This is a genomic window from Cupriavidus sp. 2KB_3 (assembly GCF_052115685.1).
Classification (GTDB): Bacteria; Pseudomonadota; Gammaproteobacteria; order Burkholderiales; family Burkholderiaceae; genus Cupriavidus; species Cupriavidus campinensis.
The window spans coordinates 226,855-249,169 of sequence record NZ_JBFRHD010000005.1 but is presented as its reverse complement, the minus strand read 5'-3'; the positions used below and the strand labels follow the sequence as shown (position 1 = coordinate 249,169).

The following is a 22,315-nucleotide window of genomic DNA, read 5'->3' as shown; positions in this document are numbered from 1 at the left end:
GCCGTCACGCCAGCCTTCGATGCCGACGGGGTAATACGTATTTTTACTGCTTTACTGCAATTCGTTGGTAGGCTCGATTGGACTCGAACCAACGACCCCCACCATGTCAAGGTGGTGCTCTAACCAGCTGAGCTACGAGCCTAGCGAAGCCGCAAGTATAGCATCACTTTCTTTTCGCCTGCAACACCCCTTGTACATCTTCGATGATGGAAAGCGCGCGTTGCAGTTGCGTGGCCTCCGAGACCTCGGCCGTGAACTGCATCCGCGCCACGCCCTTGCTCGAAAGCGTCTTCACGCCGGTGACGTTGATCTTCTCGCGCGACAGGACTTCGGAGATGTCACGCAGCAGGCCCTGGCGGTCCACTGCTTCCACGTGGATGTCCACCGGGTACACGGCGTCGCTGCGCTTGCCCCACGCCGTCTGGATCACGCGCTCGGGCGCGCGCGACGACAGTTGCTGGAACGTATGGCAATTGCGGCGATGGATCGACACGCCGCGCCCCCGCGTGACGAACCCGACAATCTCGTCCGGCGGCGCCGGCTTGCAGCAGCGGGACATCTGCGTCATCAGCGAGTCCACGCCCACCACCAGCACGCCGCTCTTGGCGCCGCGCGCCACGCTGGTCGCGCGGCTCTTCTTGGTGACGGCCTCTTCTTCGCTGAACTGCGGCTGCGCCTCGCCCTCCGGGTGCCGCAGCGCATGCTCCACATGGCGCAGGCTGAACTCCTCCTTCGCCACCGCCGCAAACAGCTCCTCCGGGGTCTTGAAGTGGAGCCGGCTGGCCAGGTCGTCGAGGTTGACCGCGGTCTTGCCCTCGCGCTGCAAGGTTTTTTCGATCAGCGCCCGGCCCTGCGCGATGGTCTCCTGCGAGTCCAGCGCGTTGAACCACGCGCGCACCTTGGCCCGCGCACGGCTGCTGGCGAGGTAGCCCAGCTCCATGTTGAGCCAGTCGCGCGACGGCCCGCCCTGCTTGACCGCGACGATCTCCACGGTCTGCCCGTTCCGCAGCGGCGTGTTCAGCGGCACCATCGCCCCGTCCACGCGCGCGCCACGGCAGCGGTGGCCGAGGTCGCTATGCAGGTAATAGGCGAAGTCCACCGGCGTGGCGCCCTGCGGCATCGCCACCACGCGCGCCTGCGGGGTCAGCACATAGATATGGTCGTCGATGGCCGCATGCTTGAGCTGCTCCCACGGCGAATCCTCGTGCGCGACCGAGTGGTCGGCATCGTCCTTCCACGCCAGCAGTTGGCGCAACCAGGCGATTTTCTCGTCATAGCGCTCGCTGGCCGAGAACTGCCCGCTGTAGCCCTTGCTGCCGGCTTCCTTGTAGCGCCAGTGCGCCGCCACGCCGTATTCGGCGAAGTGGTGCATCTCCTGCGTGCGAATCTGCACCTCGAACGCGCGGCCATCGTCACCGATGACCACCGTGTGCAGGGACTTGTAGCCGTTGGACTTCGGCCGCGAGATGTAGTCGTCGAACTCGCGCGGAATCGGCTGCCAGATATGGTGGACGATGCCGAGGACCGTGTAGCAATCCTTGATGTCGTCCACGATCACGCGGAACGCGCGCACATCGTACAAATCGGCAAAATCGAGTTCCTTGCCGCGCATCTTCTTCCAGATGCTGTAGATGTGCTTGGGCCGGCCGGTCACTTCGGCGCGGATGCCGGCCGAGGCCAGCTCCGACTGCAGCCGCGCGATCGCCTGCGAGATATAGCTCTCCCGCTCGATCCGCTTCTCGTCTAGCAGTTTTGCGATGCGCTTGTAGGTATCCGGCTGCTCGAAGCGGAAGGCGAGATCCTCCAGCTCCCACTTCATCTGCCAGATCCCGAGCCGGTTGGCCAGCGGCGCGTAGATATCCAGCGTCTCGCGCGCCACGCCCGGCAGCGGCATGTTCTTGGTCTGCGCGAGCCAGCGCAGCGTCTGGAGCCGTGACGCCAGGCGCACCAGCACCACGCGGATGTCCTGGGCGAAGGCCAGCAGCATCTTGCGCAGCGCCTCCACCTGTTCCTGGCGGGCAGCGACCTCGGATTTCGACGATTCCGAGACATCGGTCTGCGACACCGCGATGGCGCCGATGCGCAGCAGCTGCCGCACGCCCTTCACCAGCTTCGCGACTTCCTCGCCAAAGCGCGGCTCGATCTGCGGCTCGGTGTCCGGCACGAACGCCGCCACCGCGAACAGGCAGGCCGCGGCGCGCGCGGCGTCGTCCACGCGCAGGCCGTCGAGGATGCGCAGCATCCCCTCGGCGTGAGACAGCACGGTCTCGCCGGTGGGCAGCATCGCGGGCTGCGCCCCGTCGGCGGTCTCGCGCACGAACGCCAGCGCGCGCTCGACCAACCCGGCATCGGGCACGCCTGCGACCTGGCTCGTGAGATCGGTGGACGTCACCATGTCAAACCATCCACCATCAGTGCAGCGCGGCCGTCACCACCACTTCGATCAGGTAGTCGGGATTGGCCAGCTTCGCCTCGACGGTGGCGCGCGGCGGCGTGTTGCCCTGCGGCACCCAGGCATCCCAGACCTCGTTCATCTCGCCGATACGGGTCACGTCGGTCAGGAAGATCTGGCACGACAGGATGCGCGTCTTGTCGCTGCCAGCCTCGGCCAGCAGGCGGTCGATATGGCCCAGCACCTCGCGCGTCTGGCCGCGCAGGTCTGCCTTGGGGTCCACTTCCGGCACCTGGCCGGCCAGATAGACCACGCCGTTGTAGACCGCGTACTCGGAGAGGCGCGCGCCCACGTGGGCGCGCTTCAGGGCATTGGTACTCATCGCAATTCCATTGATTTCGGGATGGGATCCGGCGCGGCCTCACGTGCCCAGGAAGAAGTCCCGGGCGATGGCCACTTGGGCCGGATCGATGAATGTCGGCGCATGCCCCACATCGGGGACTTCCACCGTGGAAACCTGTTTGCCACGCGCCTGCATCTCGGCCACGGTCTCGCGCAGCAGCAGATCGGACTGCGCCCCGCGCACCACCAGCGTCGGGCCCTGGATGGCATCGAACATCGCCCAGAGCGCGGCCTCGCCGGCCAGCACCATCTCGGGTGTGGTCTCCTTGAACGGCACGGCCAGCGCGGGATCGTAATGCAACCCCCATTCCATGCCCTCGGCGGCCTGCACCGGCTTCAGGATCGCGCCGTTCAACTCGCGCCACTGCTCGGGCGTGTGCCGGCCGAACGAAGCACTGATGGTCTGGAGGTACGCCAGCCCTTCCTCGAAGGTCTTGAAGCGCACCGGCAGCCCGAGGTAGGCGCCGATGCGCTCCACCGCCTGCGGGGCCAGCCGGGGGCCCACGTCATTGAGCAGCAGCTTGCGGATCGGCGACTTGGGCAGGCTCGCCAGCCCCATGCCGATCAACCCGCCCATCGACGTGCCGAACCAGTCCACCTGCTCCACGTTGAGCCGGGCGATCAGCGTGACCATGTCCGAGACATATTGCGGCACGATGTAGCGGCGCGGATCGGCCAGCCACTCCGAGCGCCCGCGCCCCGCCACGTCAGGGCAGATCACGCGATAGTCGCCGGACAGGGCACGCGCCACGGTATCGAAGTCGCGCCCGGTGCGGGTCAGGCCATGCACACACATCAGCACGCGCGGATTGGCCGGGTCGCCCCACTCGTGATAGGCCATGCGATGCAGGCCGGCGGGACTGATGCACTGAACGAAGCCGAGGCGCGGGCTGGAAGACATCTGAACTCCCTGCGAGGATGGGGACTGCGTTTCTGGGGCGCATGCTGGCCGCAATTCTCAGCAAATTACGACCACACTCCGGAAGATTCCGGGCGTTTGGGCAAAGCAGGATTGTACGCCCTGCGAGTACAATGCCACAGCACATCACCCCCCTACTCCCGACGGAGGCTTACATGCTCAAAGGCAAGACGGCACTGGTGACTGGCTCGACCAGTGGGATCGGACTCGGCATCGCGCAGGCACTGGCCGCGCAGGGCGCCAACATCATCGCCAACGGTTTTGGTGACGCCGACGGCGCAAAGGCCGAGATCGCGCGCGCCGGCAGTGGCATCCAGGTGGGCTACCACGGCGCGGACATGAGCCGCGCGGCCGAGATCGAGGACATGATGCGCTACGCCGAGCGCGACTTCGGCGGCGTGGACATCCTCGTCAACAACGCCGGCATCCAGTTTGTCGCGAAAATTGAAGAATTTCCGACGGACAAGTGGGACGCGATCATCGCCATCAACCTGACCTCGGCCTTCCACACGACGCGGCTCGCGCTGCCGTCGATGAAGGCCAAGAACTGGGGCCGGATCATCAACGTGGCTTCCACGCACGGGCTGGTGGCGTCGGCGGAAAAGTCCGCCTACGTGGCCGCCAAGCACGGCATCGTCGGCTTCACCAAGGTCACCGCGCTGGAAACCGCGCAGACTGGCGTGACGGCCAACGCGATCTGCCCGGGCTGGGTGCTGACGCCCCTGGTCCAGAAGCAGGTGGAAGCGCGCGCGCAGCGCGACGGCATTCCGGTCGAGCAGGCCAAGCGCGAGTTGGTAATCGAAAAGCAGCCGTCCGGCGAGTTCGTGACGCCCGAAGAACTGGGCGCGCTGGCCGTGTTCCTCTCCAGCGAAGCCGCCCGCCAGGTGCGCGGCGCGATCTGGAACATGGACGGCGGCTGGGTGGCCCAGTAAGGCCAAAGCCCCGCCCCAAGACAAAAACCCCCGCCAGCGCGAGCCGGCGGGGGTTTTGTCTTTCAGGCTTTCAACCTCGTAACCGGCGATCCGCTTACAGCAGCGTCGCGCCCGTCTTTGCCTGGATTTCCTCGCGGCTGACGCCGGGCGCCGTTTCCACGAGTCTCAGGCCATCGGAGGTCACGTCGATCACCCCGAGGTCGGTGATGATGCGATTGACCACGCCCACGCCAGTCAGCGGCAGGTTGCAGTCGGCCATGATCTTGATGTCCTCGGTGCCGTCCTTCTTCTTGGCGGTGTGTTCCATCAGCACCACCACGCGGCCGACGCCGGCCACGAGGTCCATCGCGCCGCCCATGCCCTTGACCATCTTGCCCGGGATCATCCAGTTGGCCAGGTCGCCGCGCTGGCTGACCTGCATCGCGCCGAGGATGGCCAGGTTGATGTGGCCGCCGCGGATCATCGCGAACGAGTCCGCCGACGAGAAGATCGACGAACCCGCCAGCGTGGTCACGGTCTGCTTGCCGGCGTTGATCATGTCGGCGTCCACCTCTTCCTCGGTCGGGAAGGGGCCGATGCCGAGCAGGCCGTTCTCGGACTGGAGCCAGACCTCCATGCCTTCCGGCACGTGGTTGGCCACCAGCGTCGGCAGGCCGATGCCGAGGTTCACGTAGAACCCGTCCTGGAGTTCGCGGGCCGCGCGCGCGGCCATTTCGTCACGTGTCCATGCCATGATGTCTCTCCTTACTTGGCACGCACGGTGCGCTGTTCGATGCGTTTTTCGGGGGTGGCGTTCAGCACCAGGCGCTGCACGAAGATGCCGGCGAGGTGCACGTCGTCCGGGTCGATCTCGCCCACTTCGACGATTTCCTCGACCTCGGCCACGGTGATCTTGCCGGCCATCGCGCACATCGGGTTGAAGTTGCGTGCGGTGCGGCGGAAGACCAGGTTGCCGGCCTTGTCGGCCTTGTAGGCCTTGACCAGTGCCACGTCGGCGGTCAGCGAACGCTCCATCACGTACTGCTGGCCGTCGAATTCGCGGATTTCCTTGCCGTCGGCCACGATGGTGCCCACGCCGGTCTTGGTGAAGAAGGCGGGAATGCCGGCGCCGCCGGCGCGCAGCTTCTCGGCCAGGGTGCCCTGCGGCGTGAATTCCAGCTCGAGTTCACCGGCCAGGTACTGGCGCTCGAATTCCTTGTTCTCGCCCACGTACGACGAGATCATCTTGCTGATCTGGCGCGTGGCCAGCAACAGGCCCAGGCCGAAGCCGTCCACCCCGGCGTTGTTCGAGATGCAGGTGAGTTGCTTGGCGCCGCTGTCGCGCAGGGCGGCGATCAGCGCCTCGGGGATGCCGCACAGGCCGAAACCGCCCACGGCGATCGTCTGGCCGTCGCGCACGACGCCCGCGAGCGCCTCCGCGGCGCTGGCGTAGACCTTGTTCATGTTTGCTCCTTCCTCGGTAGTCCGGCGGGGATTCTCCCCGGGTGGGGGCGGTCCCTCGGCATTTTGGTCCCACGGGCGCCAGGCGCCACGCCGGGAAATTGTAACGGTACAATCGGCTGTCAGCCGGGTGACTGGCTGGCATCCGCTGCCGACCGCAAGCATACGTCAACGGGTGCCGCCAGCGCCATTACGTAAAAGTACATAAGGGACAATGCCCCCCATCGACTACCAGACCGCCTTCCAGCTCGCCCCGGTGGGGCTGGTGCTGTCACGCGCACGCGTGATCGAGGACTGCAACGACGAGGTCTGCCGGATCTTCCACACCACGCGCGACGCGCTGGTGGGCGAGTCCTTCCAGGTGCTCTACCCCACCGCCGACGAATTCGAGCGCACCGGCGCCCGCATCGTGCCGATCATGAACACCAAGGGCATGTATTCGGACGAACGGATCATGAAGCGGGCCGATGGGGAACTGTTCTGGTGCCACGTCACCGGCCGCGCGCTGGACCGGCGCGAGCCGCTGGGGGCGGGCATCTGGACCTTCGAGGATTTGTCGCAGAAGCGGCCGGTCACGGCCGACCTGACGGCGCGCGAGCGGGACATCGCCGCGCAGCTGGTGGACGGCAAGACCAGCAAGGAAATCGGCAAGCTGCTGTCGATCAGCCCGCGCACGGTGGACATCTACCGCGCGCGGCTGATGAAGAAGTACGGCGCCCACACGGCGGTGGACCTGGTGCAGCGGCTGGTGAATCACTAGGGGGGCGTTGCCCCCGCCGTCAGGCGATCAGCGCCCGGATGGCCTCGGGCACCGGCACGGATTTCTCCGCCGCGTAGTCGCTCCACACCACCTTGGCCCCGCCCTCGGCCCAGATCACGTCGGGCAGGTCGGTGCGGCGGATCTCGATGCGCGTCTCGAAGCTCGTGCGGCCAACCTGGCCCGCATAGACGCGCAGCTCGATGTCGCCCGGGAATCGCAATTGCTTTAGAAACGTCATGTGAGCGTTGATGATGACCGGCCCGTGGCCGTTCTCATCCTTGCCGTTCCGGCCGATCGACCGGAACCACTCGATCCGCGCCTGCTCCAGGTACTGGAAGTAGACCGTGTTGTTGACATGGCCCATGGCGTCCATGTCGCCCCAGCGGATGGGCATGACGCAGGTGAAGACGTGTTTCATCGCAAATCCCGGACGCTATCGTTTATCGCTTGGAAATCGCCGTTTCCGCCTTGGCGACGAGGTCCGAGCCAATCTGCTTCTTCCACTTGTCGTAGACCTTGACCGTGGCCTTGCGGAACGCGTCGTGCTCGGCCGGGCTCAGCTGCGTCACCTTCACGCCGTGCTGCTCCATCTCCTTCCACGCCGGCGCGCCGGGTTCCACCAGGCCCTTGCGGGCCAGTGCGATTTCCTGCTTGCCAGCGTCGATGGCGGCCTGCTTCACGATCTCGCGGTCAGCCGGCGTCCACGACTCCCAGATCTGCTTGTTGACCACGAAGATCAGCGGATCGGCCACGTAGCCCCAGGTGGTCACGAACTTCTGGCCCACCGTGTACAGCTTGGCGGCGGCGAACACGCTCTGCGGATTCTCCTGGCCGTCCACGGCGCCCGAGGCCATCGCCGGCTGCGCATCGGCCCAGCTCATCTGCGTGGGGTTGGCGCCCAGCGCGTTGAAGGTCTCGATGTACAGCGGCGAGCCCACCACGCGCAGCTTCAGGCCCTTGAGGTCTTCCGGCTTGCGGATTTCGCGCTTGGAGTTGGACACTTCGCGGAAGCCGTTCTCGCCCCAGGCCAGCGGCACCACGCCGGCCTTTTCCAGCGTGGCGAACATCGACTTGCCGACTTCGCCCTGCGTCAGCGCGTCCAGCGCCTTGTAGTCAGGCATCAGGAACGGCAGCGAGAACAGGTTCAGTTCCTTCACCTGCGGCGACCAGTTGATCGTGGAGCCCACGGCCATGTCGATCACACCCTGGCGGATGGCCGAGAACTCGCGCGTCTGGTCGCCGGCCACCAGCGAGGTGCCCGGATACAGCTTGATATTGATGCGGCCGCTGGTGCGCTGGCGCACCAGGTCGGCCCAGATCTCGCCGCCCTTGCCCCACGGGAACGCGGGGCCCAGCACCAGCGACATCTTGTACTCGGACTTGTAGCTCTGGGCCATCGCACCGGCCGGCGCCAGGGCGGCGGCGGCAATCGTGGCGGCTACGGACAACATCAGGGCACGGCGTTTCATGCGGGAATCTCCTCGTCGGTTTCTAGTTTGATTTCGATCAATAGCCCAGGTAGTCGGGCAGCCACGTGGCCAGCGGCGGATAGGCCAGCACCATCAGCATCGCGATGAACATGGCGAGCAGCATCCAGATCACCCAGGGCACGGTTTCTTCCATGCGCACGCGGGCAATCCGGCACGACACCATCAGGTTCACGGCCAGCGGCGGGGTGAACTGGCCCAGCGCCACCTTGAGCGTCAGCACCACCCCGAACCACACCGGGTTCCAGTGGAAGGCATTCGAGATGGGCAGCAGCAGCGGCACGAAGATCAGGAAGATCGAGATGCCATCCAGGAACATGCCTACCGTCATCAGCAGCAGCACGATCAGCGCCAGCACGCCGTATTCGCCCAGACCGGAATTGGCGATGGCATGGGCCAGCGGGTCGATCACGCCGAGCGTGGACAGCGCGTAGGCGAAGATGCCGGCCAGCGCCACCACGAGCAGGATCACCGCCGAGGTCTCGGCCGCTTCCTGGAAGATCACGAACAGGTCGCGCAGGCCGATGCTGCGGTAGATCACCATGCCGACGAACAGCCCGTAGACCACGGCCACCACGGCGGCCTCGGTCGGGGTGAACCAGCCGGCACGCATGCCGCCGAGGATCAGGAACGGCGCCACCAGCCCCCAGGCTGCCTCGCGCAGGCTCTTCCAGAACGGCGGGCGCGGCAGCGCGGCCTCGATATGCCCCATATTGTGCTTGCGCGCCAGCCACACGGCCGGCACGATCAGCGCCACGCCGGCCAGCACGCCCGGGATCATGCCCGCCGCGAACAGCGCCGGCACCGAGGCACCCGGCACCAGCACGCTATAGATAATGAAGGCGACCGATGGCGGGATCAGGATGTCGGTAGCTGCGGCCGCACCGACCACGGACGCGCTGTACGCCGGCGGATAGCCCGCGCGCGACATCGCCGCGATCATCACGCCACCCACGGCCGCCGCGTTGGCCGGGCCGGAGCCCGAGATGCCGCCGAGGAACATCGCCACGAGAATCGCCACCAGCGGCAGCATGCCCGGGCCACGCCCCACCACGGCAATCGCGAAGGTCACCAGCCGCGCCGCCACGCCGGAGCGGTCGAAAATCGACCCCACCAGCACGAACATCGGAATCGCCAGCAGCGGATATTTGGCCAGGCCGGCGTAGAAGTTCTGCGGCACGGCCAGCAGGCCGAACATCTGGGTGTCGAGGTTGGACAGGCCGATGGCAACCAGCCCGCCCAGCCCCAGCGACACGCCAATCGGCACGCCCAGCAGCATCAGGCCGATAAAGACCACGAACAGGATAATGGCGACGAGCGTCATTGCACGCCCTCCCCGCCCTGCTCGCCCTGCTCGCTAAGGGCCCGCAGCGCGCGGACATTGCGCCAGGCCAGCGCCAGCGCGCGCAGCACGATTGCCGCGGACAGCACGGGCAGCCAGATCGAGTACCACCAGCTCGGCACGCCAATGCCGGGCGAGGTCTCGCCGAACGCGTATTCATCCCAGGTAATCCGCACGCCGAGCACCGCCAGCGCCAGGAACATCACCGCCACGCCCAGTGCCGATACGATGGCCAGCCGCTTCTGCCGCGCGGCGCTGCCCCGTTCGAAGAAGAACTCGATGCGGATATTGCGGTCGCGCGCCACGGCGGCGCTGCCGGCGACCAGCGCCAGCACGATCATCAGGAAGACCGAGAACTCCTCGGTCCAGGCGAACGATTCGTCGGTGAAGTAGCGGACCACCACGTTGGCGAACGTGATGGCCACCAGCAGCACCATGACGATCACGCCAATCCAGTCCTCGATACGCGGCGAAATGCGGAATTCACTGTCGCGGGCTTCGTCGGCGGCTTCGGGAATGACCACCGAATCCACGACGTGTTGCGGCACGGCGTCGCGCCGTGCCTCATTGTCTTGCACCATCTCCCCCGGCCTCCGGTCCGGGCCGTCGGGCCATTGCGGCCGCTGCGGCATATTTCTGATTATTTATGTAAGGACTTCATGCGAAGCCAGCGGCGATTATGCCAACTCTGGCCTCTCGCGGCACAACTTTGGACGCGCAGGGGACCGGATAAGCCCTGCTCGCCCACGCGCCCGCCTCGCCGCGCTTGTGGCGCGTTGCGGGGCGGGCATCAGGATTGTGCGGTATTCGGCAATTCTTGTCGCTGGAGCGCGGCCTCGGACCACGCCCAGACCACGCTCAAACGATGCTCAGACCATGCCGTCGTCCGCCGTGACCACCGCGCCATTGATGAAACGCGAGGCATCGGACGCCAGCAGCAGCAGCAGGCCGTCGAGGTCTTCCGGCTGGCCGAGCCGCTTGCGCGGCAGCATCTGGATCAGCTTCTGGCCCGCCTCGCTTTCCCAGTGATGATGGTTGATGTCGGTGTCGATATAGCCGGGGCAGATCGCATTGGTATTGATGCCATGGCGCGCCCACTCCAGCGCCATCGCCTTGGTCATATGGACCACGGCGGCCTTGCTCATGCAGTACACGCCGATCTGCGACAGCACCTTCAGCCCAGCCACCGACGCGATATTGATGATGCGCGCCTGCGGCAGCGGATTGCCCTGCTTCTCGGCGCCCTTGGCCCGCGCAATCATGCGCTTGGCCACTTCCTGGGCCACGAAGAACGCGCCGCGTGTGTTGGTATCGAAGACGAAATCGAAGTCCTCGGCCGTCACGTCGGTCAGCTTCTGCGTGGTGGAGACGCCCGAATTGTTGACGAGGATATCGATGGCGCCGGCCTCGGTCTCGGCATGCGCCACGGCGGAGCGGATGCTGTCCGGGTCGGTCACGTCGAGCCGCACCACGTGGGCGCTACCGCCATCGGCCTCGATCGAGGCACGCAATTCCTTGAGGCGCTCGGTGCGGCGCGAGGCCAGAACCACCTTGGCGCCAGCGGCGGCCAGAACGTGAGCGAAGCGCGTGCCCAGCCCGCTCGAGGCACCGGTCACCAGCGCGACCTTGCCTTCCAGATTGATCGACAAACCCATAATTACCTCGGTGTGGAGGCATCCGGCCGGGGCCCGATGCGTGCCGCCAGCCCCCATCAGCTGGGCGAAAGGCAGCATACCAAAAAAAAGAACGGTCGTTCCAAAAAATATCTTGCCTGAGGGTGTCGAGTCCCGGACAATGCCGGAGATTCTAAGAACTTGGCCCCTAAAGGGAAAGAGGAAAAACGCCTAGATCCCGGCCGGGGCCCTCACAGATCTCCATAACCGCAGCTCCCCCACCGCATCGCCGGATCATGGGCTGCAAGCCTGCGGCAGTACTGCCGCCCAGAAGAAACAGAGGGTTAGAGACAATGGATCAGCAACAGCTCCTGGAGCAATTCGGCCCACGCGAAGCCATGGAGTACGACGTCGTCATCGTCGGCGGCGGTCCTGCCGGACTGGCCACGGCCATCCGCCTGAAGCAGCTGGCGGCGGAAAAAGGCGGCGACGTCAACGTATGCGTGCTGGAGAAAGGCTCCGAGCCGGGCGCGCACATTCTCTCGGGCGCCATCATGGACCCGCGCGCGCTCAACGAGCTGTTCCCGAACTGGAAAGAGCTGGGCGCACCGCTGAACCAGCCCGTCACCGAGGACAAGTTCCTGTTCCTCAACGACACCGGCTCCAAGGGCGCCCCGCTGCTGCCCGAATGCTTCCACAACGAAGGCAACTACATCGTCAGCCTGTCGAACTTCGTGCGCTGGCTCGGCCAGCAGGCCGAGTCGCTGGGCGTGGAGATCTTCCCGGGCTTCCCGGCCGCCGAAGTCATCTACAACGATGACGGCTCGGTCAAGGGCGTGGCCACCGGCAACCTCGGCATCAACAAGGAAGGCGAGCCGACCGAGAACTTCCAGCTCGGCATGGAGCTGCACGCCAAGTACACGATCTTCGCCGAAGGCGCGCGCGGCCACCTCGGCAAGCAGCTGATCGCCAAGTACCAGCTCGATGCCGGCAAGGACCCGCAGAGCTACGGTATCGGCCTGAAGGAACTCTGGGAAATCGATCCGGCCAAGCACCAGCCGGGCCTGGTGGTCCACACGGCCGGCTGGCCGCTCGACCCCGCCACCTACGGCGGCTCCTTCCTCTATCACATGGAGGACAACAAGGTGGCCGTGGGCTTCGTGGTCGGTCTGGACTACACCAACCCGTGGCTGTCGCCGTTCGAGGAATTCCAGCGCTTCAAGACGCACCCGGAGATCCGCAAGTATTTCGAAGGTGGCAAGCGCATCGGCTACGGCGCGCGCGCCATCACGGCCGGCGGCCTGCTGTCGCTGCCGAAGACGGTGTTCCCGGGCGGCGCACTGGTGGGCTGCGACGCGGGCTACCTGAACGCCTCGCGCATCAAGGGCAGCCACGCCGCGATCAAGACCGGCATGATGGCCGCCGAAGCCGCCTACGACGCCCTCCAGGCCGGCCGCCAGCACGACGAGCTGACCGCCTACCCGGCCGCATTCGAAGCCAGCTGGCTCCACAAGGAACTGCTGCAGGCCAAGAACTTCAAGCAATGGTTCAAGAAGGGCCGCACTACGGCCACGCTGATGACCGGCATCGAGCAATGGCTGCTGCCGAAGCTCGGCATCCGCAACCCGCCGTGGACCATCCACCGCGAGAAGCCGGACCACGTCTACCTGAAGCCGGCCGCGGACTGCCCGAAGATCGAGTACCCGAAGCCGGACGGCAAGCTCACGTTCGACCGCCTTTCCTCGGTGTTCATCAGCAACACGAACCACGAGGAAAACCAGCCGGCCCACCTGACACTCAAGGACCCGAGCGTGCCGGTGGACATCAACTGGGAAAAGTACGCGGGCCCCGAAAGCCGCTACTGCCCGGCTGGCGTGTACGAGTTCGTGCAGAATGACGAAGGCAAGGAGCGCCTGCAGATCAATGCGCAGAACTGCGTGCACTGCAAGACCTGCGACATCAAGGACCCGACGCAGAACATCGTATGGGTCACGCCGGAAGGCCCGGGCGGTCCGAACTACGTGGGGATGTAAGCCAGGCCGCGCAGCGATGCGCGCCTGAGCGGAGGAAAGCCGGCCAGTGGCCGGCTTTTTTCATGGCGATTGCCGATCGATCACCAATCGGCCGTCAGACCTGCAGGCGCGTGCTGGTCAGCAACTGCTCGTAGATAAAGCACTGGAGCAAGGTCAGCTCGCGTTCGCCCAGCGCGTCGAAGGCGACGCCAAAGGCCGGAAACTCGTCGTCTTCCGACGCAGACGGCGCGCTGCGCACCCAGCCATCGACAATGACCTCGGCGTCGAGCGACGCCGTGCGCAACTGGAAGCTCAACCGCACCTTGCGGCCCACCGGTGGCGCCGGATGCGAGGTCTGCACCAGCGCCCCGCCCGTGCTCAGGTCGGACAGCAGGCCAAGCCGCGCCAGACCGCTGGCCACGTGAGTGCCTACGTCGGGCGTGCTATTCGAGGCGCTGTCGGCGGCCATCTCCGGTGCGCTGTCCATCGACGGCGCACCCGCCTCCCCCACGCCGTTTTCCACCAGATACGCAGCCAGCCGCGTCGGCACGCGGGCAGCGCTGCGCACAGGCATCTGATCGGTCTGCGCCGGCGCGGACAACACCAGGTAGCGGAACGGGCTGCGGCACACGGCCGTGATCGTCGAGGTGAAACTGTGGATCGCCTGCCCCGAGAAGCCGCGCAGCAGCACGGTCTCGCCGGCCTGCACGGCCAGATCCCGACCGCCAAGCGTGGGCCAGGTCACGAACAGGCCCTGGTCGATAAAGCCGATCAGGCGGCTGGCGGCGGCGCGCGAGGCGTCGCCGGGCGTCTTCACATGCAGCAGCGTGCCCACCTGCAAGCCGAGCGGGCCGGCGGCGAGCCGCGCCAGGCCGGTGCCATCGGCTTCGTTGCCGGCTTCTGGCATGTCGTCGGGGCGGCAGACCGTGCCGTGGCGAAAGACCAGCGCAAGGTCGCGCGCGTCCGGGATGACACTGCCGCTGCCGAGCACGAGGTTGCCTTCACCGTCATGTAGCGACCACGGCAATGGCTGGCCGACGGGCAGGTCTTGCGGAGAAAGTTGGATCATGGCCTGAGTCTCCACGATGTAATCAGTCACTATCGACCGCCAGCCGCCAAGCTTGACCCCTCCTCCGGGGCAGACATTGCAAAAACTCGCGCAAACCTGGCTTGACGCTGGGCGGCGGACCCGTCAGAATCGGCCAAGTCGATAAAAGCTGTCAGACAGCCTGACATCTTCTGCGCTCTTTCTCCCTTTTTCGCCCCTTTCTCCCTATTCCGCCCTTTCCGCCCATTCCGCCCTCATGGACCCGCTGTCCCGCCCCGCCTCGCTTGCCAGCCGCCTCGCCCAGACGCTGCGCGATGACATCGCCGCCGGCCGTTTCGCCGCCGGCGCGCGCCTGCCCGCCGAATCGGCGCTGGCCGAAAACTTCGAGGTAAGCCGGCCCATCGTCCGCGAGGCTATCGCGCTGCTGAAGGCGGATGGCGTAATCGTCACCCGCAAGGGCTCTGGCGCCTATGTATCCGAGACGCCGGGCGGCCAGGTCTGGCGCGTGGCAAGCCAGCCCGATGGGGGCCCGACGCTGGCGCAGTTGTTCGAGCTGCGCCGCGTGGTGGAGACCGCCTGCGCCGAGATGGCCGCCATGCGCCGCACCGCCGCCGACCTCGCCGCCATCCGGGCCGCACTGGCCGCGATGGCCGCCCATGCCACCGACTTCCCGAGTGCGGCGGCAGCCGACATCGCCTTCCATCACGCCATCGCCCACGCCACGCACAACCCGTGCTTCACCGGCCTGACCGACTTCGTCAGCCAGCAACTGCTCGTGGCGCGCCAGCATGCCTGGGAGAACAGCGCGCGGCTTGCCGCCACGCAGGGCACGCCGCGCGCCGCCGATGCCGAGCACGCCGCGCTGGTGGAGGCCATCGCCGCCGGCGACCCGGCCGCCGCGCGCGCCGCAGCCCGCGCGCACCTGGCCGCCGCCGCAGCCCGCATGGGCCTGGCCTGAATTTCAAGACATTCCGAGACGAGACACCAAGGAGACCCTCACATGGAACAAGTGGATTGCGTCGTGATCGGCGCTGGCGTGGTCGGGCTGGCCGTGGCGCGCGCGCTGGCGCTGCAGGGCCGCGAAGTCATCATCCTCGAGGCCGAGAACGCGTTCGGCACCATCACCAGCGCGCGCAACAGCGAGGTGATCCATGCCGGCATCTATTATCCGAAGGGCTCGCTCAAGGCGGAACTGTGCGTGCGCGGCAAGGCGATGCTGTACGACTTCTGCGCCTCCCACCATGTGCCGCACCAGCGCTGCGGCAAGCTGATCGTGGCGACGAGCGCCGCGCAGGTGGCCACGCTAGAAGGTATCCGCGCCAAGGCCGAGGCCAACGGCGTGCACGACATGGAGCTGCTGAGCCGCGACGCGGCGCGCGCGCTGGAGCCGCAGCTCGAATGCCATGCCGCGCTGCTCTCGCCCTCCACCGGCATCATCGACAGCCATGGCCTGATGACCGCGCTGCTGGGCGATGCCGAGAACGCCGGCGCGATGCTGGCCGTGCAGTCGCCGGTCCGCACGGGCGCGGTGACCGCCGATGGCATCCGGCTGGAAGTGGATGCGGCGGACGGTGCGACTACCCTGCTGGCACGCACCGTGGTCAATTCGGCTGGCCTGACCGCGCCGGACCTGGCGCGGCGCATCGACGGCATCCCGGCCGAGCACATCCCGCAACAGTACTTCGCCAAGGGCTGCTATTTCACGCTGTCCGGGCGCGCGCCGTTCTCGCGGCTGATCTATCCCGTGCCGGAGGCGGCCGGGTTGGGCGTGCACCTGACGCTGGATCTCGGCGGGCAGGCGCGCTTTGGCCCCAATGTGCGCTGGATCGACGAGATCGAATACAGCGTGCCGCCGAACGATGCCGACAGCTTCTATGACGAGGTGCGCCGCTACTGGCCCGGACTGGCCGATGGCGCGCTGCAACCCGGCTACGCCGGCATCCGCCCCAAGATCAGCGGCCCGACCGAGGTGGCGGCCGATTTCCGCATCGACGGCCCGGCCACGCATGGCGTGCCGGGGCTGGTGAACCTGTTTGGGATCGAATCGCCAGGGCTGACCTCGTCGCTGGCGATTGCCGAGCGGGTCACACAATTGCTGGCCTGATCCAGCCGGGCGCGGGCCGGCTCAGGTCGGCGCCCGCTCGCCGCGAAAACTCAGCGCGGCGCAGCAGGCCCCGACCAGCGCCGCCACAGCCGCCAGCCCGAAGGTATGCGAAGGCGTCAGCGTCTTCCAGGTCCAGCCCATCGCGAGACCACCCAATGTGCCGCCTACGCCATACGAAATGCCGGTGTAGAGCGCCTGCCCCCGCCCTTGCAGCGGGCCGGCAAACCAGTGCTGGAGCCGCTTGAGGCTGGCGCTGTGGTGCGCGGCGAAGGTCGCCGCGTGCAGCACCTGCACGGCGGCCATCAGCCACACGTACTGGCCGAAGTAGCCGGTCACGCCGAAGCGGATGGCCGCCAGCACGAAGGTGCCGGCCAGTATCGTACGCAGCGCCAGCCGCCCGAACAGCCGGCCCTGGTAGAAGAAGAACACGATCTCCGCCACCACGCCGATGGTCCACATCGCGCCGATGGCGAGCTTGCTGTAGCCCAGCCGCTCCAGATAGAGCGAATAGAAGACGTACAGCGCCGCGTGCGCGAACATCATCAGGAAGGCCGAGCCGAGGAACCACGCCACATCCGGCCGCCGCAGCAGCGGCAGCGCGGGCGGCGGGCGCACGCGCGGGCCCTCGTCGGGCGCATCGCGCATGCCCATGACCACGATGGCGAACAGCGCCAGCGTGGCACTGGCCAGCCACGGGAAGGCGACCATGCCGAAATGCTCGAACAGCGCGCCACCGGCCAGCACGGCGCCGATAAACCCGACCGAGCCGAACATCCGCACGCGGCCGTAGCGGTGGTCGAAGGCGCCGTGGCGGCGCAGCGTGGAAATGGTCAGCGCATCGCCCAGCGGCGACATCGCACTGGTGATCAGGTTGAGCCCGATCATCATCGCCATCATGCCGCCGTAGCTGTGCACGCCGGGCACCATCAGGAAGGCCAGCAACGCCGAGACAGCGGCCAGCCGCAGCAGCCGCACGCGCGTATGGAGGACATCGGACAGCCAGCCCCAGAGGTAGGGGCCGACGATGCGGCTCAACTGGAAGCACGCCATCAGCACGCCGATCTGCACCGGCGAGAAGCCACGGTCCGAGAAGAACAGGCTGACGTACGGCGAGATGACGCCTACATAGGCGTAGTAGCCGAGATAGAACAGCCCGAAGCGGAGATAGGTGGCCGGGTCGATCGACCCCGGCACGAAGGCGCGCTCCGGGGCGGCGTCAGCCGGGGCGCGGCCCAAGTCAGGACTGGTCGGGGGTCTGGGTCGGCAGGTGCGCCGCAATGCGCGGCGTCTCCACGCGCACATCGCCGCACTGGGCGCGGTGGCGCAGCGCGTGATCCATCAGCACCAGCGCAAGCATCGCCTCGGCAATCGGCGTGGCGCGGATGCCCACGCACGGGTCATGGCGGCCAAACGTCTCCACCGTGGCCTGCTGGCCGGCCTTGTCGATCGACTCGCGCGGCGTGCGGATGCTCGACGTCGGCTTGATGGCCAGGGACACGGTGATGTCCTGCCCGGTGGAGATGCCGCCGAGCATGCCGCCCGAATTATTCGACCGGAAGCCGTCAGCGGTCAGTTCGTCGCCATGGTCGCTGCCGCGCTGGGCCACACTGGCGAAACCGGCGCCGATCTCGACGCCCTTCACCGCGTTGATGCCCATCATGGCGTGGGCGATGTCCGCGTCGAGCTTGTCGAACAGCGGCTCACCCAGGCCCACCGGCACGCCGCTGGCCACCACCTCGATACGCGCACCGACCGAGTCACCATCGCGGCGCAGGGCATCCATATAGGTTTCGAGTTCCGGCACGATGTCCACATTGGGCGCGAAGAACGGGTTCTCGGGCACGTGCTTCCAGTCCTGGAACGGCACTTCCACCTCACCGAGCTGCGACATGTAGCCGCGGATCTCGGTGCCGTACTGCTCGCGCAGCCATTTCTTGGCCACGGCCGCCGCCGCCACCACGGGGGCGGTCAGCCGCGCCGACGAACGGCCACCGCCGCGATAGTCGCGGATGCCGTACTTGTGCCAATAGGTGTAGTCGGCGTGGCCGGGCCGGAAGGTCTCGACGATATTGCCGTAGTCCTTGCTGCGCTGGTCGGTATTGCGGATCAGCAGGCAGATCGGGGTGCCCGTGGTCTTGCCCTCGAACACGCCAGAGAGGATTTCCACCTGGTCGGCCTCCTGGCGCTGCGTCACGTGGCGCGAGGTGCCGGGCTTGCGGCGGTCCAGGTCGCCCTGGATATCGGCTTCCGTCAGGGCAAGGCCCGGCGGGCAGCCGTCGACCACCGCGCCAATCGCGGGCCCGTGCGATTCGCCAAACGTGGTGACTGTGAAGAGCAGGCCGAGGGTATTGCCGGACATGATGGAAACCGCGCTGGAATTGGGGACGGCCTACATTGTAAGGCCATTGGCGGCGACCGTCGGCACCGCCTGGGATTCGGACACCGGCGCGAACACCCCGCTGCCCACGAAATCGGGATAGAAACGCGCGCGCATCCGCGCCAGATAGGCGGCCAGATTGGCGTGCGCCGCCGCCGCGGTACGGATCGGCGTCTCGAACACGGGGCTAAGCAGGCTGGCGCTGAACGCGAACAAGGTGGCGTCGGCGCCGCATGGCGCGTCGCCCATGAGGTAGGGCTTTTCACCCAGGATGTTGGCGATGGCCGTCACGCCGTGGATCGCCATCGCCGCAGCCTCCTCGTCCGAATGCCGGCCCAGGCCCTGCGCCCAGAGCATCTGGCGTACGCGCCGCTTGACCAGCGTGGTCACGATCCCGCGCACCGGCGCCGGCACGCGCTGGAAGAACTGGGCCGGGCCGCGCTCGAAATTGGCATCGTCCAGCCAGCGCACCCGCGCCACGGCCCAGTAGAGGTTGTCCTCCATCAGCTTTTCCACCGCCCAGGCCACGCCGCGCTCGGCCTCGGACAGCCCCGCGTCGAAGTCCACGTGATAGGTCTTCTCGATATGCCAGCGGATCATCGTCGAATCCGCGACGATGCGCCCCATGTCGTCGAGGTAAGGCAGCTTGCCCTTGGGCGCGCGGCGCAGGTTGCCCGGCAACGTACGGTACGGCAGCCCTGCCAGCTTCAGCAGTAGTTCGGCCTTCATGACGAACGGGCTGGCATCAGGCAGGCCAAAGGCGGGGCCGAAGGTATAGAGCGTGATCATTTGTCGTTGGCTCGTCGTATCGTCGTCGTAGTTCGCCTATTTCCAGTCACCCCGCAAGGCCAGCACCATCTGCTGGAGCCCTTCCGCCGACGCGGCGTCCGGCGCCACGGGTTCCCCCACCACAAGTTCGAGCCGGCTCAGGATGCCCCGCCGGAACGGGCGCGACATGGCCACCCCGCCCTTGCGCGAGAAAAAGCTGCCCCACAGGCCGCGCAACGCCATCGGCACCACGGGCACCGGCGTACGGCGGATAATCTGCTGCACGCCGCCCTTGAACGGGTTGATCTCGCCGGTGGCCGTGATCTTGCCTTCGGGAAAGATGCAGACGAGATCGCCGTCCTCGAGCGCGGCGGCCACGGCATCGTAGGCGCGCTGGAGCATCTTCGGGTCCTCATGCGCCGGCGCGATCGGAATCGCCTTGGCCTGCCGGAAGAACCACGACAGCAGCGGCACCTTGAAGATCCGGTGATCCATCACAAAGCGCACCGGGCGCGGGCTGGCCGCCATCAGCACCACGGCGTCGGCAAAGCTCACGTGGTTGCAGACCAGCACGGCGGGGCCCTGCTCGGGAATACGGTCGGAGTTGATGCGGCGCAGCCGGTAGATCGTATGGACCAGAATCCAGGCGATGAAGCGCAGCAGGAACTCAGGCACCAGCGTGTAGATATAGAGGGCCACCACGGCATTGAGCAGCCCCACCACCAGGAACAGCTGTGGGATGCTGTAGCCGGCCAGCGCCATGGCCACACCGAGCAGCGACGCCGCGATCATGAAGAAGCTGTTCAGGATGTTGTTCGCCGCAATGATCCGCGCCCGGTGCGTCGGCACGCAGCGGCTCTGGATCAGCGCATACAGCGGCACGCTGTAGAAGCCACCGAACATGGCCAGCAGGAACAGGTCCGCCAGCACGCGCCAGTGGCGCGGATCGTCCAGGAAGCCGCCGATGCCGCTCAGCGTGGCGCCGGCCGACTGGCCGTGGGTGGCCAGGTACAGGTCCACGGCGAACACGGTCATGCCGATGGAGCCAAACGGCACGAGGCCGATCTCCACGGTGCGCCCCGACAGCCGCTCGCACAGCAGGGAGCCCACGCCGATGCCTATCGAGAACATCGCCAGCAGCAGCGTGACCACGTTCTGGTCCCCGCCGAGCACGTCCCGGGCAAAGCTGAAGAAGGCCGTCAGGAACGTGGCGCCGAGGAACCAGAGCCAGGAAATGCCGAGCAGGCTCAGGAACACCACCCGCCGCTCGCGCGCGAGCATCAGGTTGCGCCACGTCTCGGTCAGCGGATTCCAGTTGATGCGCAGGTCCGGCTGGGGCGGTGGCGATACCGGCACGCGCTGCGACACCACCCGCCCCGCCACGGCGATCACCACGCAGGCGATGCCCACGTAGAGCGGCCCCACCACGGCGCCGCCGCGCATCACCCCGGCCAATTCCCCGCCGATCAGCGTGCCGATCAGGATGGCGACGAAGGTGCCCATTTCCACCAGCCCGTTTCCGCCCACCAGTTCCTGCTGGTCCAGGTGCTGCGGCAGGTACGCGAACTTCACCGGGCCGAACAGCGTGGAGTGCAGGCCCATCAGGAATGTACCAAAGTACAACAGCGGCGCACTGTGCCAGGCAAACCCGGCCAGCCCCAGCACCATGATGGCGATCTCGAGCGACTTCACGAGCCGGATCAGCCGCGATTTCTCGATCTTGTCGGCAATCTGGCCGCTGGTGGCGGAAAACAGGACGAAGGGTGCGATGAAGATGGCCGAGATCAGGAACGCCGCGCTGCGCGCATCGACGCCGTCGAACAGGGCCGTGTGATAGGTCACCAGCGAGGTGAAGGCGACCTTGAAGACGTTGTCGTTCATGGCCCCGAGGAACTGGGTCCAGAAGAACGGCGCGAAACGGCGTTCGCGCAACAGGCGAAACTGACTGTGCTGGCTTTGCGGGCTGTGTTGGCTCATGCAGACGGAAGCGGGCGGAGGTCGCTCGGCGGACTTCGTGGACCCCGGAACCCGCCGGGGCATCAGTTCGCCGCCATCATGCCAACAGTCTGGAGTGCAGGCAATAAAACTTCTGTTAAATCGCCCCCGGCCCCACCCGCCCGGGCCCGGCTGCCTTCAGTCGGTCTTCAGTCGGTCTTTTCCTCGGGCCAGTCGCGGATATAGGCCTTGAGCATGCGGTTCTCGAACCCCTGCTCTTCCACCACCGCCTTGGCCACGTCGTAGAACGAGATCACGCCCATCAGCGTGCGGTTGTCGAGCACCGGCAGGTAGCGGGTGTGGCGCTCCAGCATCATGCGGCGCACCTCGTTGACGTCCGTTTCCGGCGTGCAGGTCAGCGGCGCGTCGTCCATGACCTTGCGGATGCTGTGCGTGCCGAGCGTGCCGTGGTTGGCCGCCAGCGTCTCGATCAGCTCCCGGAAGGTCAGCATGCCGACCAGATCGCCGTATTCCATGACCACCAGCGAGCCGATGTCGTGCTCGGCCATGGTGTTGATGGCCACCAGCAGGGACGCATCCGGCGTGACGGTGTAGAGCGTGTTGCCCTTGATCTGCAGGATGTCGCTGACTTTCATGGTGGTGTCTCCGCTGCCCGGGTGTCTAGGCTGGTTCTGGTCTGTGGCCAGAGTTGGCCGATGCGGCGATCCTACCCAAACCGCCGTCTCTCGTAAAGGCGGCAAGTCTCAGCCGGTCTCATTGCGTT

General features: G+C 66.6%; 21 protein-coding genes and 1 tRNA gene. 5 read left to right on the top strand and 17 right to left on the bottom strand.

Features of this window, described 5'->3' with window-relative positions; genetic code table 11:
• Positions 1–65: 65 nt before the first annotated feature.
• The 4 genes from AB4120_RS07295 to AB4120_RS07280 all read right to left on the bottom strand — a co-directional run bounded on the left by AB4120_RS07295 (position 66) and on the right by AB4120_RS07280 (position 3,695).
• Positions 66–142, bottom strand: a tRNA-Val gene (locus tag AB4120_RS07295).
• Positions 143–163: 21 nt separating this feature from the next.
• Positions 164–2,395 (bottom strand): RelA/SpoT family protein, encoded by a 2,232-nt coding sequence (locus tag AB4120_RS07290; RefSeq protein ID WP_149136221.1) that lies wholly within the window; start codon positions 2,393–2,395, stop codon positions 164–166.
• A gap of 16 nt (positions 2,396–2,411) precedes the next feature.
• Positions 2,412–2,774 (bottom strand): RidA family protein, encoded by a 363-nt coding sequence (locus AB4120_RS07285; RefSeq protein ID WP_144195871.1) that lies wholly within the window; start codon positions 2,772–2,774, stop codon positions 2,412–2,414.
• A gap of 39 nt (positions 2,775–2,813) precedes the next feature.
• Positions 2,814–3,695 carry an alpha/beta fold hydrolase gene (locus AB4120_RS07280; protein WP_149136222.1) on the bottom strand — a complete coding sequence of 294 codons (882 nt, stop codon included), beginning with the start codon at positions 3,693–3,695 and terminating at the stop codon, positions 2,814–2,816.
• A gap of 173 nt (positions 3,696–3,868) precedes the next feature.
• On the opposite strand from AB4120_RS07280, the gene AB4120_RS07275 reads away from it, so the two are divergent.
• The gene (locus tag AB4120_RS07275; protein WP_441642097.1) at positions 3,869–4,645 is read left to right on the top strand and encodes a 3-hydroxybutyrate dehydrogenase; all 777 of its coding nucleotides are present in this window, start codon (positions 3,869–3,871) and stop codon (positions 4,643–4,645) included.
• A gap of 94 nt (positions 4,646–4,739) precedes the next feature.
• Here AB4120_RS07275 and AB4120_RS07270 read toward each other — a convergent pair whose 3' ends face one another.
• Together AB4120_RS07270 and AB4120_RS07265 are read right to left on the bottom strand one after the other, a co-directional pair.
• Positions 4,740–5,378, bottom strand: coding sequence for a CoA transferase subunit B (locus AB4120_RS07270; RefSeq protein WP_149136224.1), 639 nt, complete (start codon positions 5,376–5,378; stop codon positions 4,740–4,742).
• Positions 5,379–5,389: 11 nt separating this feature from the next.
• Complete coding sequence (locus tag AB4120_RS07265) at positions 5,390–6,088, bottom strand: CoA transferase subunit A (protein ID WP_144195878.1); 699 nt, start codon at positions 6,086–6,088, stop codon at positions 5,390–5,392.
• Between the two features lie 211 nt (positions 6,089–6,299).
• Between AB4120_RS07265 and AB4120_RS07260 the strand changes: the two genes are divergently transcribed.
• The gene (locus tag AB4120_RS07260) at positions 6,300–6,845 is read left to right on the top strand and encodes a PAS and helix-turn-helix domain-containing protein (protein ID WP_144195880.1); all 546 of its coding nucleotides are present in this window, start codon (positions 6,300–6,302) and stop codon (positions 6,843–6,845) included.
• 19 nt (positions 6,846–6,864) lie between these two features.
• On the opposite strand, the gene AB4120_RS07255 is transcribed toward AB4120_RS07260, so the two are convergent.
• The 5 genes from AB4120_RS07255 to AB4120_RS07235 form a co-directional block, all read right to left on the bottom strand.
• Entirely contained in the window at positions 6,865–7,263 is a 399-nt protein-coding gene (locus AB4120_RS07255; RefSeq protein WP_441642096.1) for an acyl-CoA thioesterase, read from the bottom strand.
• Between the two features lie 22 nt (positions 7,264–7,285).
• Positions 7,286–8,314 carry a DctP family TRAP transporter solute-binding subunit gene (locus AB4120_RS07250; protein WP_149136225.1) on the bottom strand — a complete coding sequence of 343 codons (1,029 nt, stop codon included), beginning with the start codon at positions 8,312–8,314 and terminating at the stop codon, positions 7,286–7,288.
• Between the two features lie 37 nt (positions 8,315–8,351).
• Complete coding sequence (locus tag AB4120_RS07245) at positions 8,352–9,656, bottom strand: TRAP transporter large permease (protein ID WP_149136226.1); 1,305 nt, start codon at positions 9,654–9,656, stop codon at positions 8,352–8,354.
• Positions 9,653–10,255 carry a TRAP transporter small permease gene (locus AB4120_RS07240; protein ID WP_441642095.1) on the bottom strand — a complete coding sequence of 201 codons (603 nt, stop codon included), beginning with the start codon at positions 10,253–10,255 and terminating at the stop codon, positions 9,653–9,655. Before AB4120_RS07240 ends, AB4120_RS07245 begins: the two co-directional genes overlap by 4 nt.
• A gap of 288 nt (positions 10,256–10,543) precedes the next feature.
• Complete coding sequence (locus AB4120_RS07235; RefSeq protein ID WP_144195890.1) at positions 10,544–11,329, bottom strand: SDR family oxidoreductase; 786 nt, start codon at positions 11,327–11,329, stop codon at positions 10,544–10,546.
• Positions 11,330–11,640: 311 nt separating this feature from the next.
• Between AB4120_RS07235 and AB4120_RS07230 the strand changes: the two genes are divergently transcribed.
• A complete protein-coding gene (locus AB4120_RS07230) occupies positions 11,641–13,320 on the top strand; it encodes an electron transfer flavoprotein-ubiquinone oxidoreductase (RefSeq protein ID WP_149136228.1) in 1,680 nt (559 codons plus the stop codon).
• Between the two features lie 94 nt (positions 13,321–13,414).
• Here the strand turns inward: AB4120_RS07230 and AB4120_RS07225 are convergent, their stop codons facing one another.
• On the bottom strand, positions 13,415–14,368 hold the full coding sequence (locus AB4120_RS07225) for a flagellar brake protein (RefSeq protein WP_441642094.1): 954 nt from the start codon (positions 14,366–14,368) through the stop codon (positions 13,415–13,417).
• Positions 14,369–14,603: 235 nt separating this feature from the next.
• On the opposite strand from AB4120_RS07225, the gene AB4120_RS07220 reads away from it, so the two are divergent.
• Both AB4120_RS07220 and AB4120_RS07215 read left to right on the top strand, forming a co-directional pair.
• Positions 14,604–15,305, top strand: a complete 702-nt coding sequence (locus AB4120_RS07220) for a FadR/GntR family transcriptional regulator (RefSeq protein WP_441642093.1) — start codon at positions 14,604–14,606, stop codon at positions 15,303–15,305.
• Between the two features lie 42 nt (positions 15,306–15,347).
• Positions 15,348–16,451 (top strand): NAD(P)/FAD-dependent oxidoreductase, encoded by a 1,104-nt coding sequence (locus tag AB4120_RS07215; RefSeq protein ID WP_441642092.1) that lies wholly within the window; start codon positions 15,348–15,350, stop codon positions 16,449–16,451.
• Between the two features lie 21 nt (positions 16,452–16,472).
• On the opposite strand, the gene AB4120_RS07210 is transcribed toward AB4120_RS07215, so the two are convergent.
• The 5 genes from AB4120_RS07210 to AB4120_RS07190 all read right to left on the bottom strand — a co-directional run bounded on the left by AB4120_RS07210 (position 16,473) and on the right by AB4120_RS07190 (position 22,187).
• Entirely contained in the window at positions 16,473–17,687 is a 1,215-nt protein-coding gene (locus AB4120_RS07210; RefSeq protein ID WP_441642091.1) for an MFS transporter, read from the bottom strand.
• Between the two features lies 1 nt (position 17,688).
• Positions 17,689–18,810 carry a chorismate synthase gene (aroC, locus tag AB4120_RS07205; protein ID WP_149136232.1) on the bottom strand — a complete coding sequence of 374 codons (1,122 nt, stop codon included), beginning with the start codon at positions 18,808–18,810 and terminating at the stop codon, positions 17,689–17,691.
• 30 nt (positions 18,811–18,840) lie between these two features.
• Positions 18,841–19,617, bottom strand: coding sequence for a glutathione S-transferase family protein (locus tag AB4120_RS07200; RefSeq protein ID WP_441642090.1), 777 nt, complete (start codon positions 19,615–19,617; stop codon positions 18,841–18,843).
• Between the two features lie 36 nt (positions 19,618–19,653).
• Positions 19,654–21,573, bottom strand: a complete 1,920-nt coding sequence (locus AB4120_RS07195) for an MFS transporter (protein ID WP_441642089.1) — start codon at positions 21,571–21,573, stop codon at positions 19,654–19,656.
• Positions 21,574–21,740: 167 nt separating this feature from the next.
• Positions 21,741–22,187, bottom strand: a complete 447-nt coding sequence (locus tag AB4120_RS07190) for a CBS domain-containing protein (RefSeq protein WP_092292758.1) — start codon at positions 22,185–22,187, stop codon at positions 21,741–21,743.
• Positions 22,188–22,315 lie beyond the last annotated feature (128 nt).

Coding starts and splice junctions, on each gene's coding strand:
- AB4120_RS07215 (WP_441642092.1), top strand. CDS start 15,348: ATGGAACAAGTGGATTGCGTCGTGATCGGCGCTGGCGTGGTCGGGCTG.
- AB4120_RS07285 (WP_144195871.1), bottom strand. CDS start 2,774: ATGAGTACCAATGCCCTGAAGCGCGCCCACGTGGGCGCGCGCCTCTCC.
- AB4120_RS07195 (WP_441642089.1), bottom strand. CDS start 21,573: ATGAGCCAACACAGCCCGCAAAGCCAGCACAGTCAGTTTCGCCTGTTG.
- AB4120_RS07265 (WP_144195878.1), bottom strand. CDS start 6,088: ATGAACAAGGTCTACGCCAGCGCCGCGGAGGCGCTCGCGGGCGTCGTG.
- AB4120_RS07275 (WP_441642097.1), top strand. CDS start 3,869: ATGCTCAAAGGCAAGACGGCACTGGTGACTGGCTCGACCAGTGGGATC.
- AB4120_RS07270 (WP_149136224.1), bottom strand. CDS start 5,378: ATGGCATGGACACGTGACGAAATGGCCGCGCGCGCGGCCCGCGAACTC.
- aroC (WP_149136232.1), bottom strand. CDS start 18,810: ATGTCCGGCAATACCCTCGGCCTGCTCTTCACAGTCACCACGTTTGGC.
- AB4120_RS07225 (WP_441642094.1), bottom strand. CDS start 14,368: ATGATCCAACTTTCTCCGCAAGACCTGCCCGTCGGCCAGCCATTGCCG.
- AB4120_RS07255 (WP_441642096.1), bottom strand. CDS start 7,263: ATGAAACACGTCTTCACCTGCGTCATGCCCATCCGCTGGGGCGACATG.
- AB4120_RS07245 (WP_149136226.1), bottom strand. CDS start 9,656: ATGACGCTCGTCGCCATTATCCTGTTCGTGGTCTTTATCGGCCTGATG.
- AB4120_RS07220 (WP_441642093.1), top strand. CDS start 14,604: ATGGACCCGCTGTCCCGCCCCGCCTCGCTTGCCAGCCGCCTCGCCCAG.
- AB4120_RS07290 (WP_149136221.1), bottom strand. CDS start 2,395: ATGGTGACGTCCACCGATCTCACGAGCCAGGTCGCAGGCGTGCCCGAT.
- AB4120_RS07250 (WP_149136225.1), bottom strand. CDS start 8,314: ATGAAACGCCGTGCCCTGATGTTGTCCGTAGCCGCCACGATTGCCGCC.
- AB4120_RS07240 (WP_441642095.1), bottom strand. CDS start 10,255: ATGGTGCAAGACAATGAGGCACGGCGCGACGCCGTGCCGCAACACGTC.
- AB4120_RS07260 (WP_144195880.1), top strand. CDS start 6,300: ATGCCCCCCATCGACTACCAGACCGCCTTCCAGCTCGCCCCGGTGGGG.
- AB4120_RS07230 (WP_149136228.1), top strand. CDS start 11,641: ATGGATCAGCAACAGCTCCTGGAGCAATTCGGCCCACGCGAAGCCATG.
- AB4120_RS07190 (WP_092292758.1), bottom strand. CDS start 22,187: ATGAAAGTCAGCGACATCCTGCAGATCAAGGGCAACACGCTCTACACC.
- AB4120_RS07200 (WP_441642090.1), bottom strand. CDS start 19,617: ATGATCACGCTCTATACCTTCGGCCCCGCCTTTGGCCTGCCTGATGCC.
- AB4120_RS07235 (WP_144195890.1), bottom strand. CDS start 11,329: ATGGGTTTGTCGATCAATCTGGAAGGCAAGGTCGCGCTGGTGACCGGT.
- AB4120_RS07280 (WP_149136222.1), bottom strand. CDS start 3,695: ATGTCTTCCAGCCCGCGCCTCGGCTTCGTTCAGTGCATCAGTCCCGCC.